Raw genomic sequence first — 14607 nt, forward strand, 5'->3', positions numbered from 1 at the left:
GCCGGGTCGCGCTTGGCGATTTCCGCAATTGCCGCAAGGGCGAGGGTGGTCTTGCCGATGCCGCCCGGCCCAGTCAGGGAGACGATGGGATGTCGATCCTCTCTGCAGAGCTCTTCCCTGACGCGGGCCTCCAAGCTGTTCCTCGGGATGTGGCCCACCGGCATTGGGGGAAGGTTGGCGAACGTGTTGCCCCTAATTCGAGCGCGATCGGCCCCTCCGTTTCGCTCGGCGGGAGGCGACCAGGAGGCTTTGACCACGCAGCGCCGTCCATGCGCGCCAGTTCGTTCGTGACGTACGAGATAGCTTCGAAGGTGTTAGACTTGAAGTTTCCATTCGGGACGAGAACATCGCGTACGTCCGGATCGCTGAAGACGAGCGGAACGTGGATGTGGCTGTCTAGGTGTAAAAACACACCATTCGGAAGTGTTATGTCGCGTGTCCTCTTCAGGTACTCGAATGGCGAGCAGTCCCCCAGGAGTTGGGACACACGGTACTTCCCTGACAGATTGCGGTGAAGGTAAGCCCAAGGAACCTGAAACAGCTCGAACTGACCCATCACAGATCCGATCGCTTCGGCCAGGAGGGGACAAGCATAGCTGCAGTCGGCACTGGTGGGTGCGCCGTGGCCTCGCGTTCTGTTTCGGATAGCTGCGCCCAGTTGAAAGAACTGGCGAAGCGCGACCCTCGAGCCTATTTGGGTGTCGAGCCCGAACCGCTTCGCCGCTTCGCGGAGGCGCAGTACGGCCGCGTATCGCCAGTCTCCTTCTGCTACGCGCTCCGTCAGGTGCCGGCGGATGCCGCTAGCGGCCGGAAGGAAGTGCTGCGCCGCTGGCCCGGTTAGCGCCGCGTTCAGCACGTCCACCCACTCCCCGAGCGAATCGGCCCGTACAAGCGTGTGTTCGAGAGAATACCTGTGGCGCTCGGGTTCCTCGTCTAAGCATGCAACAACGCTTGCCGTGGCCAGCTTTGTGATGTACTCAAGTTGGAGCAGTAGCGCGTGAAAGTACGCGATATCGCCCTCGCTCTGGTCGCGGGCGACGCGCGCTCTGATTCCGTCGAGCAGCGGGCCAGCGCTCATTGTCTCACCATCTTCAATCTGTCCGCCTAACAAGAATTGGACAGGCCTGCATAGCGCCTCCAACCCGGCCGGTTTCGCAGTCTAGCACCTGTCGCCTTTCCCGCCTTGATCTCACCCGCTTCCTTAAAATTAGCCACGCCCGCGACCGGCTACCCATCTCCGTGATAGGCAGACCTGCCTAACCCGTCCTGCGCCGACCTGTGGCATCCGCCGGCATGCCAGCTGTCTTTGGCGCCCATTATCGCGCGCCGGCGTTGCCTCTGCAATCCTGAAGGGGCCTCTGCCGCCCGGCGACCCGCCGGGGCCTGGCCATCTCTTCTACAGCTCGGCCAACCGGCCGGCCGGGCTACGAACCGCACCGGGTCCCCCGTTCAGCACTCGGGACCTCAACTTGATATCATTTTCTAACAATTTTGTTCTACGCTTTTTCCTGGGATCGTTCAAAAAGCGTTACACAGCAGCCGATGAGTGTCTCCACTTTCGAGGTGGACGTACTCGCCCGATGCCGGGAGATCGTCGAGGATCCGGCCTTCACCGCCGTCCGCCGCTGGAAAGAGGCTCATCCGTACCAGAAAGTCGTTGGGTGCTACCCCGTCTATAGTCCGATCGAACTAGTCCACGCCGCGGGCGCGCTGCCCGTGGGCATCATCGGCGGCGGCAACCAGGTGGAGATCGCCCACGCTGACGCCCGCTTCCAGTCCTTCATCTGCTCCATCGTGAAGAGCACCCTGGAGCTGGGACTGACCGGGCGGCTCGACCTCCTCGACGGGATTTTCTTCCACTCCATTTGCGATCCTGCCCGCAACCTGGCCGCCGTCTTCGCCCGGAACTTCCCGAACCTGCGCGTGGAGTACATCCACTACCCTCAGAACCTGGCCTCGCCCACGGCGGTGACCTACTTCCGCGCTGAGCTGGAGCGGATCCGCGCCGCCCTGGCCGAAATCACGGGCCGGTCGATTGCCGATGAGGCTCTCCATGACAGCATCGTCCTCTACAACCGGTGGCGCACCCGCATCCGCCACCTCTACGAATTGCGGCAGGCCGCGCCGGAGAAGCTGCCGGCGGCGGAGGCTTACACCCTGCTGCGCGCCGGCACGCTGATGCCGGTGGAGGAGCACCTGCCACTCCTGGAGGCTGCGTTGCGCAAGATCCCCGGACGGACGGCGAAACGGCAGGACCGCATCAGGGTCGTCGTGGAGGGAGCCTTCTGCGAGCAGCCTCCCGTGGACCTCATCGCTGCCATCGAGCAGGCGGGCTGCTACCTCCTGGACGACGACCTGCTGCTGGGGTGGCGGTGGTTCACCGGCGACGTGCCGGAAGACGGCGACCCCCTGGAGGCGCTGGCCACCAGCTACATCGACCGCAGCGTCTACTGCGGGACCAAGCACGACACCCGCGCCCCCAAGGCCGCTCACCTGGTCCAGCGCGTCCGCGCCCTGGGCGCCGACGCCGTCCTGTTTCTGTGCGCTAAGTTCTGCGAGCCGGCGCTGTTTGACTACGCCCTCTACCGCCGCGCCCTGGAGGAGGCCGGGATCCCCCACCTCTTCCTGGAGTTCGAAGAGAAGATGTGGATCTTCGACCGGGCCCGGGGCGAGGTGGAGACCTTCGTGGAGTCCATGCTCTTCGGCTGATGGAGGGAAACGTGGCGGCGGACCCAAAGACCAGCTATCAGGGCCGGATTCACCTGCTCCAGAAGGAGCTGATGGGGCGCTACTACCAGGAGCTGACGGCGGCCGCCCGGGACGGTAGTCCCCCGGCCGCCTACATGTTGATCAGCGGCAACCCCGTGGAGCTGGTGCGGGCCTTCGGCATGCTCCCCGTCTACCCCGAGGTCAACGCCCTGCAGATCGCCGTGAAGAAGCAGGCGCTGCCTTACATCCTCAAGGCCGAAGAGCTGGGCTACTCGGTGGACAACTGTGCCTACGTCAAGGCGGACATCGGCCTGTACTTCAGCGGGCGGCAGGCGCCCTTTGGGACCATCCCCGAACCTGCCCTTATCCTGTGCAACTACGTGGGCTGCAACGTCTACCTGAACTGGTTCGAGCACCTGAGAGAGTACGCGCGGGCAGAGGTCTTTTTTCTGGACATCCCCTTCGTCCGCGACCCGATGGCACCGCGGCCCGAGGACCTGGCCTATGTAGTGGCGCAGTTACGGGAGCTGATCTCCGTCTGCGAGCGGATCACCGGACGTCCTCTGGACTGGGAGTACCTGCGCCACATCTGCGCCCTCTCGGCGAAGACCGGCCAGCTGTGGGCGCAGATCAAGCACCTGACCAAGCACGTCCCCTGCCCCCTGGACGCCTACTTCGACGCCGTCACCCTCATGGGGCCGCTGTACTGCCTGCGGGGCAGCGAGGAGGGGCTGCGCTTCTTCGAGGAGGCCTACCGCGAGGTCAAGGAGCGCACCGAGCTGGGCCTGGGGCCGCTGCCCGAGGAGCGCTACCGCTTCGTCATCGAGGGGCCGCCGCCCTGGCCCTACCTGCGGGTCTTCCGCGACCTCTTCTCCCGCTGGGGGGCGGTGGCCGTTGCATCGACGTACTCCACCGTGGGGGGGCTGTGGGAGTTCGGGTTCGCCCACGACCCTGACCACCCCCTGGAGAGCATCGCCCAGCACATGCTCTACTGGAACCTGACCAACCGCGACCTGCTCCGCCGCTACCAGCAGATCCGCCGGTACGTTCAGGAGTGGGGAGCCCACGCCCTGGTCATCCACTCGGTGAAGAGCTGTCGTCTCTTCAGCGCCGGCCAGGGCGACATGCGGGAGTACTTCAGCCGGGAGCTGGGAGTGCCCACCCTCCTGGTGGAGTCGGACCTGGAGGACCCCCGCTACTTCTCCGAGGCCCAGATGCGCAACCGCATCGACGCGTTCTTTGAAGCGCTGGAGCACCGCAGGCTGGTGGGCGCGGAGGCCCGGCCGTGAGGTTCGCTGCCGGCGTCGACGTCGGCTCCACCCAGACCAAGGCCGTCATCCTGAACGAGGATAGGGAGATCGTCGGCCGTGGCCTGCAGGATACCGGCGCCAACATCACTCGGGCGGCTGAACAGACGTTCGGGCAGGCGCTGCGCGATGCGGGCCTGGATCGGGAAGAGGTCCTCTACGTGGTGGGGACGGGATATGGGCGCTTCCGCGTCACCTTCGGCCACGCCCAGATCACCGAGATCTCCTGTCACGCCAGGGGGGCCGCCTTCCTCTTCCCCCGCACCCGCACCGTGATCGACATGGGGGGTCAGGACGCCAAGGGGATCAAGGTCGGCCCCGGCGGCGAGGTGATCGACTTCGTCATGAACGACAAGTGCGCTGCCGGCACCGGACGGTTCCTGGCCAACGCTGCCGACGTCCTGGGCCTCACCCTGGACGCCATCGGGCCGCTCTCCCTGCGGGGCGCTCATCCGGTGCGTCTCTCCACCGTCTGCACGGTCTTCGTGGAGTCCGACATCATGGCCTACCTGGCGCAGGGCAAGCAGGTGGAGGACATCCTGGCCGGCGTGCACAGCGCCATCGCCGCACGCACTATCTCCCTGGTGCGGCGGGTGGGGCTGGAACCGGAGATCACCTTTACCGGCGGGGTCAGCCGGAACGTGGGGATGGTGCGGGCGCTGGAGGAGAAGCTGGGGGGAGCCATCAACGTCAGCACCGAGGCGCACTACATGGGGGCGTTGGGCGCCGCACTCTTCGCCCTGGAGCGGGCGTTGCACATGGCCCCAGCGATGTCGGTGGAGGTGGCGGCGGGCCCTCCGGCCTGCGGACCGGGGGCGCAGAGCAGGGGTGCAGGGGGATGAGGCTGGTCGCCGGCCTCGACCTGGGGTCCCGGTTCACCAAGGCCGTGCTCCTCAATGAGGAGCAGGCGGTGGTGGCCCGGGCCGCTGTGCGCACCCGGCCCGACTTTCCCGCGGTGGCCCGGGAGGCGCTGGAGCGCGCCCTGGAGGCCGCAGGATCCGAGGCCGCGGCGGTGGACTATGTGGCCACCACCGGTTTTGGCCGGGGTAACGTGCCGTTCCGGGACATCCAGATCACCGAGATCACCTGCATCGCCCATGCGGCGGCGCGGCTCTATCCCCAGGCGCGCTTTGTGCTGGACATCGGCTTTCAGAGCACGCGGGCCGTGCGCACCGAGCCGGGTGGACGGGTGGCCGAGTTCGCCACCAACGACAAGTGCGCCGCCGGCGCCGGGGGGTTCCTGGAGCGGGCCGCCCGCTACCTGGAGGTGCCGCTGGAGCAGCTGGGGCGGCTCTCCCTGCGGGCGGCCACTCCCCAGTCCATCAGCAGCATCTGCGCCGTACTGGCGGAGACGGAGATTATCAACCACCTCACCGCGGGAGTCGCCCTGGAGGACATCGTGGGGGGAATCCACCGATCGCTGGCCGGGCGGGCACACGCGCTTCTGCGCCGGATCAGGCTGGACGGTGCAGTGGTCTTCCTGGGCGGCGTCGCCGTCCAGGAAGGCATGGTGCAGGCCCTGAGAGAGGTGCTGGGTGTGCCTGTGGAGGTGCCCCAGGCCCCAGAGTCCGTCTGCGCCCTGGGCGCGGCGCTGCTGGGGCTGCGACGGCACGCCGGAACAATGGCGGCGGGGAGGGTCCGGTAGTGGGGCTACCCGCGGAGCGCAAGCAGGTCCTGCAGTGGCTGGCCAGCATCCTGGCGCTGGCTGGCGACGGCGCTTTCGCCGTCGACGGCGGGCAGCGCATCTTCCTCTGGAACAGCGCCGCTCAGGCGATGCTGGGACACGCGGCCAGCGAAGTGATCGGCCGTCGCTGCCACGAGGTCTTGGACGGGCGAGACGCCTCCGGCAACCTCCTGTGCTGCGCGCGCTGCCCGCTGATGGTGATGGCTCAGCGCGGCGAGCGCGTCGCCAGCCGGGACATGGCGGTCACCCCCCGGGTGGGCGAACCCCGGTGGCTGAACATCTCCACGCTGGTCCTGCCCATGGGGATGGGCCTGGTACACTTCTTCCGCGACGTCACCGGCGAGCGGGCGCGACGGCGCCTCACCGAGGAGGCGCTGGCCGGCCGGCTGCAGGCGGCGGAGGCTACCATGGCTCCCCCGGGGCTTACGCGGCGGGAGGTGGAGGTCCTCAGGTGTCTGGTCCGGGGGGCCTCCACCCGGGAGATCGCCAGGACGCTGTACATTTCCCCTCTGACCGCGCGCAACCACATTCAGCGGATCCTGCGCAAGCTGGGGGCGGCAACGCGGGCTGAGGCTGTAGCCATTGCCCTGGGCGTCCGCCCCGACCCCACGGCGTCCCTGGTCAATTAGTGCGGGCGCACCAGAAAATTGGTGCGAACGACCTATTGTGGCTAATCCGTTGGTGCCATAGCATCGGGTCACCGACCGACCGGTCGGACGCCTTCCGCATCCTGCTCCCGGGGGTGGGCGGATGGGGCTGACCATGGCCGAGAAGATCCTGGCGCGCGCGGCGGGCCGGGAGGAGGTCGCCCCCGGAGAGTTCGTGGTCGCCGCCGTCGACCTGGCCATGGTGCACGACATCTTCGCCACCCGCGTCTTTTCACTGCTCCGTTCGGCCGGCTTCCGCCGCGTCTGGGATCGCACCAGGGTCGTGGCTGTGATTGACCACCTGGTGCCCGCGCCTACCGCGGCCGCCGCGGCTGTGCACCAGCAGATGCGCCGGGACGTGGCTGAGTTTGGCCTCACCCGATTCTTCGACGCCGGCACCGGAATCTGTCACCAGCTCCTCCCCGAGCGGGGACACGTGCGCCCGGGCATGTTGCTGGTGGGGACTGACTCCCACACCACCACCCACGGTGCCCTGGGCGCGGCGGCCACCGGCATCGGGACCACGGAGATGGCCTACGTCCTGGCCACCGGCCGCCTGTGGTTTCGCGTCCCCGAGACCGTTCGGGTGGAGCTCACGGGTGCGCCGGGCCCGGGTGTGGGGTGGAAGGACGCCATCCTCCACCTGGCCGGCCGCATCGGCGCGGATGGGGCACAGTACCGCGCCCTGGAGTTCGCCGGCGCCGCCCTGGCCGGCATGGGCATCGGCGGGCGGATGACCATGGCCAACATGGCCGTTGAACTGGGGGCGAAGTTCGGGCTCTTCCCCGCCGATGCCGCGGCCCTGGACTACCTGGCCGAGCGCGGCCTGGAGGTGCTGCCCTTTGGGCCCGACCCCGACGCCGTCTATCAGGAGACCCTGACGGTGGACCTTTCGGCTCTGGAACCCCAGGTCGCCCTCCCCCACAGCGTCGACCGGGTCCGGCCCGTCTCTGCTGTGGCCGACCTCCCGGTCGACCAGGCCTTCATCGGATCATGCACCAACGGGCGGGTGGAGGACCTGGAGGTGGCGGCCCAGTACCTGGCCGGCCGCCGCGTCCACCCCCGCACCCGGCTCATCGTGGCCCCGGCGTCGCGCGCCGTCCTGCAGGAGGCCATGGAACGGGGGATCCTGCCAGCGCTGCTTGCGGCCGGCGCCCTCCTGCTGCCTCCCGGATGTGGACCATGCTTCGGCGGCCACCAGGGGTTGCTGGCCCCAGGGGAGCGGTGCATCGGCACCCACAACCGCAACTTCGCAGGGCGCATGGGGAGCCCGGCGGCGGAGATCTACCTGGCGTCCCCGGCCACGGTGGCGGCCAGTGCGCTGTACGGCCGCATCACCGACCCGCGCAGGGTGGAGAGGTCAGCCGGCCATGTCCTCCGCTGAAGCCACCTCCGTCATCCGCGGCCGCGCCTGGGTCTTCGGGGACGACATCAGCACCGACCTGCTGGACCCGGGAGAATACGCCATCGCCCCGCTGCAGGAACGGGTGCGGCACACCCTGGAGGCGGCCAACCCGCGCTTCGCCCCGGAAGTACGGCCGGGTGACGTCCTGGTGGCGGGGAGGAACTTCGGCTGCGGGAGCAGTCGGGAGACCGCCGCCCAGGCGCTGCAGGCACTCGGCGTGGGGTGTGTGGTCGCCGAATCCCTGGCCCGCATCTTCCTGCGCAACGCAGTGGCCATCGGCCTGCCCGTCCTGGTCTGCCCCGGGGTCAGGGAGGCGGTGCGGGAGGGAGACCCGGTGGAGGTGGACCTGCATGCGGCACGGCTTATCAACCTGCGGACGGCGCGGACCGTCCAGGGCAACCCGCTGCCGCCGTTGATGCGCGAGATCCTGGCTGCCGGGGGGATGCTGCCCCTGCTGCGGAAGCTGGCTGCGGACGCGGCCGAGGGCCGCGGGTGGGTAGATGATCTGGGATCCTGAGCGGGAGTGCGCCGACCGGGTCAGTCTGGTCCAGGTGCAGCTCGAACGGCTGCGGGCGGTCCTGGCGCGCCTTGCGGCTCGCGTGCCCTTCTACCGGCAGCGGCTGGCTGCGGCCCGCATCGACGCCGATGGCATCACTGCCCTGGAGGACCTCCGTCGGCTTCCCTTAACCACCAAGGACGACCTGCGCCGCCTCTATCCCTTCGGCCTCTTTGCCACGGACTCGGACGAACCGGTGGAGCTGCATTGTTCTTCGGGTACGACCGGGACCGCCACCCTGGTGGGCTACACCCGCAGGGACCTGGAGATCTGGTCGGAGGTGATGGCCCGCACGCTGGCGGCCGGGGGCGTGCGCCCCGGCGACCTGGTGCACAACGCCTACGGCTACGGGCTGTTTACCGGGGGGCTGGGGTTTCACTACGGCGCACTGCGCCTGGGGGCGCGCGTCCTGCCCATCTCCTCGGGCCAGACCGCCCGCCAGGTGAGGCTCCTGCGGGAGCTGGGGGCCACTGTGCTGGCGTGTACCCCCTCGTATGCGCTGCATCTGGCTGAGGTGGTGGAAGAGGCGGGGATGGGTCCTCTGTCTCTGCGCGTGGGGTTGCTGGGCGCCGAGCCCTGGAGCGAGGGGATGCGCAGGGAGATCGAGCGGCGCCTGGGGATCACGGCGGTGGACGTTTACGGTCTCAGCGAGATCATCGGGCCCGGGGTGGCCTGCGAGTGCGCCGAGGCTCGCCAGGGGTTGCACATCAACGAGGACCACTTCCTGGCGGAGGTGGTCGACCCTGCCTCCGGGGAGGTGCTGCCCGACGGGGAGACCGGCGAGCTGGTCCTGACCACCCTGACCAAAGAGGCCACGCCGCTTTTGCGCTACCGCACCGGCGACCTCACGGCGCTGGACCGCGCCCCCTGCCCCTGCGGCCGGCAGCTCGCCCGGATGGCCCGGGTGCGCGGCCGGGTGGACGACATGCTGGTGGTGCGGGGGGTTAACGTCTTTCCCGCCGACGTGGAGGCGGTGCTCACCTCCCTGGGAGAGCTGGCCCCGGCCTATCAGCTCATCGTGGACCGCCAGACGACCCTGGACGAGCTGGAGGTACAGGTGGAGGCGCGGGAGTGGCTCACCCCCGCTGCGGGCGAAGGCCTGGCCATGCGCGTGGCAGCGGCCATCCGAGACCAGCTGGGACTGCGCACCCGTGTCACCGTCCTGCCGCCCAGGCAGCTTCCGCGCAGCGAAGGCAAGGCGCTGCGGGTCGTGGACCGCCGCGGCCTCAAGGAGGGCGTCAGGAGATGAGAGAGCAGGGCGGGGGACGGCAGTGGATCTACGAGTGGAACGCGGGCCGCGGAGCGCCTCGCCCCGCGCGGCGCGTGGAGGTAAACGACGAGACGCTGCGCGATGGCCTGCAGAGCCCCTCGGTGATCCATCCCCCCCTGGAGACGAAGTGCCAGATCCTCCACCTGATGGCGGAGCTGGGGATCGAGAGCGCCAATATCGGCTATCCGGCAGCGGGCCCCCGGGCTCTGGAGGACGTTGTCCGACTGGCGCAGGAGATCGGGCGCGCCCGGCTACCCATCCGGCCCAACTGCGCCGGCCGCACCACCGAAGCGGACATCACGCCCATCGCTGAGGCCCAGGACCGCTCCGGCGTGGCCATCGATGCGGCCCTGTTCATCGGCTCCAGCCCCATCCGCCAGTACGCCGAGGGCTGGGGCCTGGACTTCCTGCGGCGCACCACCGAGCAGGCGGTCACCCTGGCCCGGCGGCTGGGGCTGGAGGTCATGTTCGTCACCGAGGACACCACCCGGGCACGTCCCGCGCACCTGCGCGCCCTCTACACCACGGCTATCGAGTGCGGCGCCCGGCGCATCTGCCTGGCGGACACGGTGGGGCACGCCACGCCCTGGGGCGTGCGGCGGCTGGTGCGCTTCATGCGTCGGGTCGTGGAGGGCACCGGTAGGGAGATCAAGATAGACTGGCACGGGCACCGTGACCGGGGGTTGGACCTGATCAACTCCCTGGCGGCTATCGAGGCGGGCGCGGACCGGATCCACGCCTGCGCCCTGGGGATCGGCGAGCGCGTGGGCAACACCCCCATGGACCTGCTGCTGGTCAACCTGAAGCTCCTCGGCTGGCGCGACGCCGACCTCTCGGCGCTGCCGCGGTACTGCGAGACGGTGGCTCGGGCTGTAGGTCTGCCCATCCCCTGCAACTACCCGGTGGTGGGGAAGGACGCCTTCGAGACCAGCACCGGCGTCCACGCCGCGGCCATCCTCAAGGCCTACCGCAAGGGGCACCACTGGCTGGCCAACCGGATCTACAGCGGTGTGCCGGCGGAGGAGGTGGGCCGCCAGCAGGTGATCTCTGTGGGGCCGATGAGCGGTCAGGCCAACGTGGTCTGCTGGCTGCAGCGGCGGGGGATCGAGCCGGTGCCCAGGTTGGTGGAGGCGATCCTGGACGCGGCCAAGGCGTCCGACCGGGTGCTGCGGGACGAGGAGATCCTCTCGGTGATTCTGGAGCAGATCTCCCCGCTGCCCCAGGGCGGGGTGTCGGCGTGAACGGACCCGCCGAGTCCCGGACAATGCCGGCGGTGGCCACCCGCCCGGCGCTGCGCCAGCTGCTCACGGGAAACGAGGCTATCGCCCGCGGGGCGTTCGAAGCGGGTGTGCACCTGGCCACGGGATACCCGGGCACGCCCAGCACGGAAATCATCGAGGCCCTGGCCCGCTTTCCGGAGGTCAGGGTGCAGTGGTCCGTCAACGAGAAGGTGGCCCTGGACACTGCCCTGGGGGCGGCGCTGGGGGGAGCGAAGGCCCTGTGCGCCATGAAGCACGTGGGGCTGAACGTGGCGGCGGATACCCTGATGACGGCTGCCTACACCGGGGTGGGCGGCGCTCTGGTCGTGGTCTCGGCGGACGACCCGGGGTTGCACAGCTCGCAGAACGAGCAGGACAACCGCTTCTACGCCCGGTTCGCCGGCATTCCCATGCTGGAGCCCGCCGACGCCGAGGAGGCGCGGCGCTTCACCCGGTGGGCCTTTGAGCTGAGCGCCCGCTACGATGTCCCCGTGCTCCTGCGCACCACCACCCGTGTCTCGCACACCCGCTCCGCGGTCACCCCGGAGCGACGGGAGGAGGCGCCGCCTGCGGGGTTCGTGCCCGACCCGGCCAAGTACGTCATGCTTCCCGCCCATGCCCGCGGGCGCCACCCCGTGGTACTGGAGCGGCTGGCCCGGATGTGTGCCGAGGGTGACCCTCGCTTTGCTGTGGTGGAACCGGGAGACCCGGCGGTGGGGGTGGTCACCAGCGGCGTGGTCTACCACTACGTGCGGGAGGTCCTGCCTCATGCCAGCATCCTCAAGCTCAACCTGACCCATCCCCTGCCGCTGGATGTGGTGCGCGCCTTCGCCTCTGGGGTGCAGCGCCTCCTGGTGGTCGAGGAGCTGGAGCCGTTCCTGGAAGAGCAGCTCCGCGCCGCCGGTCTGGTCGTGGAGGGGAAGGCCTTCTGGCCCCGGGTGGGAGAGCTGACGCCTGCGCTGGTCCGGGCGGGATTTGCCCGGGCCGGGATCCTGCCACATGGCAGCCCGCCTGTGTCCGCGTCGGTCATGCCTCGACCCCCCGTCCTCTGCCCCGGGTGCCCGCACGTGCTGCCCCTATTGGCGCTGCGCAGGCTGGGGGCGACCATCTGCGGCGACATCGGCTGCTACACCCTGGCCGCCCTGCCGCCGCTTGGCGCCATGGACACCTGCGTGGCCATGGGTTGCAGCATCGGCATGGCTACAGGCCTGGCCGCATCCGGGCACCGCGGTCCCGTCGCCGCAGTCATCGGGGACTCCACCTTCCTCCACGCCGGAATCCCCGCGTTGCTGGACGCCGTCTACAACCGGGCGCGGATCGTCGTGGTGATCCTGAACAACGGCACCACGGCCATGACCGGGGGCCAGCCCCATCCGGGCACCGGGAGAGATGTCCGGGGGGAGGCCGCCCCCGCGGTGGACCTGGCCGCGCTGTGTCGCACCCTGGGCGCGGGCCTGGTGGCCACGGTGGACCCCTACGACCTGGGGGGGACGTACCGGGCCGTGGAAGAGGCCCTGGCCTTTGACGGGGTGGCCGTCCTCATCACCAACCGCCCCTGTGTGGAAGCTCCGGTGAAGATCCGCGACATCCCCTACTTCGTCGTCTCCGAGGCGTGCATCGCCTGCCAGCTGTGCATGAACCTGGGCTGCCCGGCCATAACCTGGGGCCGCGGCTGGTACGAAGGCCGCCCCAGGGTCGTCATCGAGGAGACCCAGTGCACCGGCTGCACTGTCTGCGCGCAGCTGTGCCCTACCGATGCCATCCGGCCCGTGACCGCGCGGGCGGGGCAGAGATGAGCGAGGGCAGCGTCCTCATCGTGGGTGTGGGCGGCCAGGGGGTGCTGCTGGCCAGCGACCTGCTGGCCACGGTGTGCCTGGACGCCGGACTGGATGTGAAGAAGAGCGAGGTCCACGGGATGGCCCAGCGCGGGGGGGTGGTCATAAGCCACGTGCGCTTCGGGGCCTGGGTGCACAGCCCTCTGGTGGAGGAGGGCCAGGCCGACGCCCTGGTGGCGCTGGAGTGGGCTGAGGCACTGCGCTGGAGCGCCTTCCTGCGACCCGGTGGCGCGCTCATCGTCGACCCGGTGCAGATCGTCCCTCCTGCCGCCTGTGCCGACCGGCGCACCTGGACGTCCCGCTACCCGCCCATGGATCCCCCCTCCACCGGTGGCCGGGGGCCTCAGCTGTGCCTGATCCCGGCGCAGGCCCTGGCCAAGGCGGCGGGCGTGGCCCGGGCGGCCAACGTGGTCCTGCTGGGCGCCCTCTCCACCCGGCTGGACTTCCCCCCGGCGGCCTGGGAGGAGGCTATCCGGCGGCTGGTCCCGGCGGCAGTGGTGGAGGCAAACCTGCGGGCGTTCGCTGCCGGGCGAGATGCCGACCCGCTCCCGCTCCCACCGCCGGGTCCCAGGGTCGCTCCCGGAGGGGAGCGTCGTTTCGCCGTGGCCGTGGTCTCTGCCTGGTGCAAGGGATGCGACATCTGTGTGCGCATCTGCCCCCAGGACTGCCTGCGCCTGGATTCGCTGGGTCTCGTCCGCGTCACTGCGCCGGAACGTTGCACAGGTTGCCGCCTGTGCGAGCTGCTCTGCCCCGACTTCGCCATCACCGTGGGGGAAGAGGGAGGGGCGGTCGTTGTCTGAGCCTCGCCTCCTGCTGGGCAACGAGGCCTGCGCTCTGGGAGCGCTGGCGGCCGGATGCCGCTTCTACGCCGGCTACCCCATCACCCCTTCGTCCGAGATCGCCGAGACCATGGCCGAGCTGTTACCAGCCCACGGCGGGGTCTTCGTCCAGATGGAGGACGAGATCGCCTCCCTGGCCGCCTGCCTGGGTGCCGCCCTGGGCGGGATGAAGGCGATGACCGCCACCAGCGGCCCGGGCTTTTCCCTGATGCAGGAACACATCGGCTTTGCCGCCATGGCCGAGCTGCCCTGCGTCATCGTGGACGTCATGCGCGGCGGTCCCAGCACGGGGCTACCCACCCTTCCCTCTCAGGCGGACATGCAGCAGGCCCGCTGGGGTACCCACGGAGACCACTCCATCATCGTGCTGGCGCCGGCCTCGGTGCGGGAGGTCTATGACCTTACCGTGCGCGCCTTCGCCTGCGCCGAGCGGTTCCGCACCCCGGTGATCGTGCTCTACGACGCCGTGGTGGGGCACCTGCGGGAGCGGGTGGAGCTGCCCGAGCAGGTCGAGGTGACCCCGCGGATGCGGCCGCGGGGGTCCTCCTACAGGCCCTACGCCGCCGCCGAGGGGGATGTCGCCCCGCTGGCCGCCTTCGGCGACGGCCACCGGTTCCACGTTACCGGGCTGGCGCACGACGAGCGGGGATTCCCCACCCAGGACCCGGCGGCGGTGGCGGCGCTGCAGCGGCGCCTGGTGCGCAAGATCGAGGACCACCGCGACGAGATTGTGCGCTGCGAGCAGATCTCCATGGAGGATGCGGAGGTGGCCGTGGTGGCCTTCGGCATCGCCGCGCGGGCGGCGCGGGAGGCCATCCGTCAGGCGCGGCAGCAGGGCCTGCGCGTGGGGTTGGTGCGTCCCCTGACCCTGTGGCCCTTCCCCGACGGGGTACTGTCGGCGGCGGCCGCGCACGTGCGCGCCCTGGTGGTGGCCGAGATGAACCTGGGACAGATGCTGCGCGAGGTGGAACGGGCGGTGCGGGGGCGGACCGAGGTGGTGGCCTGCGTGAGGGCAGACGGCCAGCCGCTCCAGCCCGAGGAGATCCTGCAGGCCCTGGAGGCGGAGGTGCCCGCGTGGAGGTAGCTACCCCGGACG

At 69.7% G+C, this 14607-nt stretch carries 13 protein-coding genes; 12 read left to right on the plus strand and 1 reads right to left on the minus strand.

Annotated elements, in window-relative coordinates:
- Window positions 1-73 precede the first annotated feature (73 nt).
- On the minus strand, window positions 74-1078 hold the full coding sequence (locus tag QN152_07850) for a hypothetical protein (GenBank protein MDR7539426.1): 1005 nt from the start codon (window positions 1076-1078) through the stop codon (window positions 74-76).
- A gap of 464 nt (window positions 1079-1542) precedes the next feature.
- Here QN152_07850 and QN152_07855 point away from each other — a divergent pair, with 464 nt between their 5' ends.
- The 12 genes from QN152_07855 to QN152_07910 all read left to right on the plus strand — a co-directional run bounded on the left by QN152_07855 (window position 1543) and on the right by QN152_07910 (window position 14595).
- The gene (locus QN152_07855) at window positions 1543-2709 is read left to right on the plus strand and encodes a 2-hydroxyacyl-CoA dehydratase (protein ID MDR7539427.1); all 1167 of its coding nucleotides are present in this window, start codon (window positions 1543-1545) and stop codon (window positions 2707-2709) included.
- An 11-nt stretch (window positions 2710-2720) separates the two neighbouring features.
- Window positions 2721-3998, plus strand: coding sequence for a 2-hydroxyacyl-CoA dehydratase family protein (locus tag QN152_07860; protein MDR7539428.1), 1278 nt, complete (start codon window positions 2721-2723; stop codon window positions 3996-3998).
- Window positions 3995-4858 (plus strand): acyl-CoA dehydratase activase, encoded by an 864-nt coding sequence (locus QN152_07865; protein ID MDR7539429.1) that lies wholly within the window; start codon window positions 3995-3997, stop codon window positions 4856-4858. Before QN152_07860 ends, QN152_07865 begins: the two co-directional genes overlap by 4 nt.
- Window positions 4855-5661: an acyl-CoA dehydratase activase gene (locus QN152_07870; GenBank protein ID MDR7539430.1), complete on the plus strand. Its 807-nt coding sequence runs from the start codon at window positions 4855-4857 to the stop codon at window positions 5659-5661. Before QN152_07865 ends, QN152_07870 begins: the two co-directional genes overlap by 4 nt.
- Window positions 5661-6329: a LuxR C-terminal-related transcriptional regulator gene (locus QN152_07875; protein ID MDR7539431.1), complete on the plus strand. Its 669-nt coding sequence runs from the start codon at window positions 5661-5663 to the stop codon at window positions 6327-6329. The genes QN152_07870 and QN152_07875 overlap by 1 nt, the downstream gene beginning before the upstream one ends.
- 121 nt (window positions 6330-6450) lie before the next feature.
- A complete protein-coding gene (locus QN152_07880) occupies window positions 6451-7731 on the plus strand; it encodes a 3-isopropylmalate dehydratase large subunit (protein MDR7539432.1) in 1281 nt (426 codons plus the stop codon).
- The gene (locus QN152_07885; protein MDR7539433.1) at window positions 7718-8269 is read left to right on the plus strand and encodes a 3-isopropylmalate dehydratase; all 552 of its coding nucleotides are present in this window, start codon (window positions 7718-7720) and stop codon (window positions 8267-8269) included. Before QN152_07880 ends, QN152_07885 begins: the two co-directional genes overlap by 14 nt.
- Window positions 8253-9557, plus strand: a complete 1305-nt coding sequence (locus QN152_07890; GenBank protein ID MDR7539434.1) for a phenylacetate--CoA ligase — start codon at window positions 8253-8255, stop codon at window positions 9555-9557. The genes QN152_07885 and QN152_07890 overlap by 17 nt, the downstream gene beginning before the upstream one ends.
- Window positions 9554-10819 carry a LeuA family protein gene (locus tag QN152_07895; GenBank protein MDR7539435.1) on the plus strand — a complete coding sequence of 422 codons (1266 nt, stop codon included), beginning with the start codon at window positions 9554-9556 and terminating at the stop codon, window positions 10817-10819. Before QN152_07890 ends, QN152_07895 begins: the two co-directional genes overlap by 4 nt.
- On the plus strand, window positions 10816-12633 hold the full coding sequence (iorA, locus tag QN152_07900; protein MDR7539436.1) for an indolepyruvate ferredoxin oxidoreductase subunit alpha: 1818 nt from the start codon (window positions 10816-10818) through the stop codon (window positions 12631-12633). Before QN152_07895 ends, iorA begins: the two co-directional genes overlap by 4 nt.
- Window positions 12630-13472, plus strand: a complete 843-nt coding sequence (locus QN152_07905) for a 2-oxoacid:acceptor oxidoreductase family protein (protein MDR7539437.1) — start codon at window positions 12630-12632, stop codon at window positions 13470-13472. The genes iorA and QN152_07905 overlap by 4 nt, the downstream gene beginning before the upstream one ends.
- Entirely contained in the window at window positions 13465-14595 is a 1131-nt protein-coding gene (locus tag QN152_07910; protein MDR7539438.1) for a 2-oxoacid:acceptor oxidoreductase subunit alpha, read from the plus strand. Before QN152_07905 ends, QN152_07910 begins: the two co-directional genes overlap by 8 nt.
- Window positions 14596-14607: the final 12 nt, after the last annotated feature.

The organism is Armatimonadota bacterium (genome assembly GCA_031459715.1).
In the GTDB taxonomy this organism is placed as follows: Bacteria; Sysuimicrobiota; Sysuimicrobiia; order Sysuimicrobiales; family Humicultoraceae; genus Humicultor; species Humicultor tengchongensis.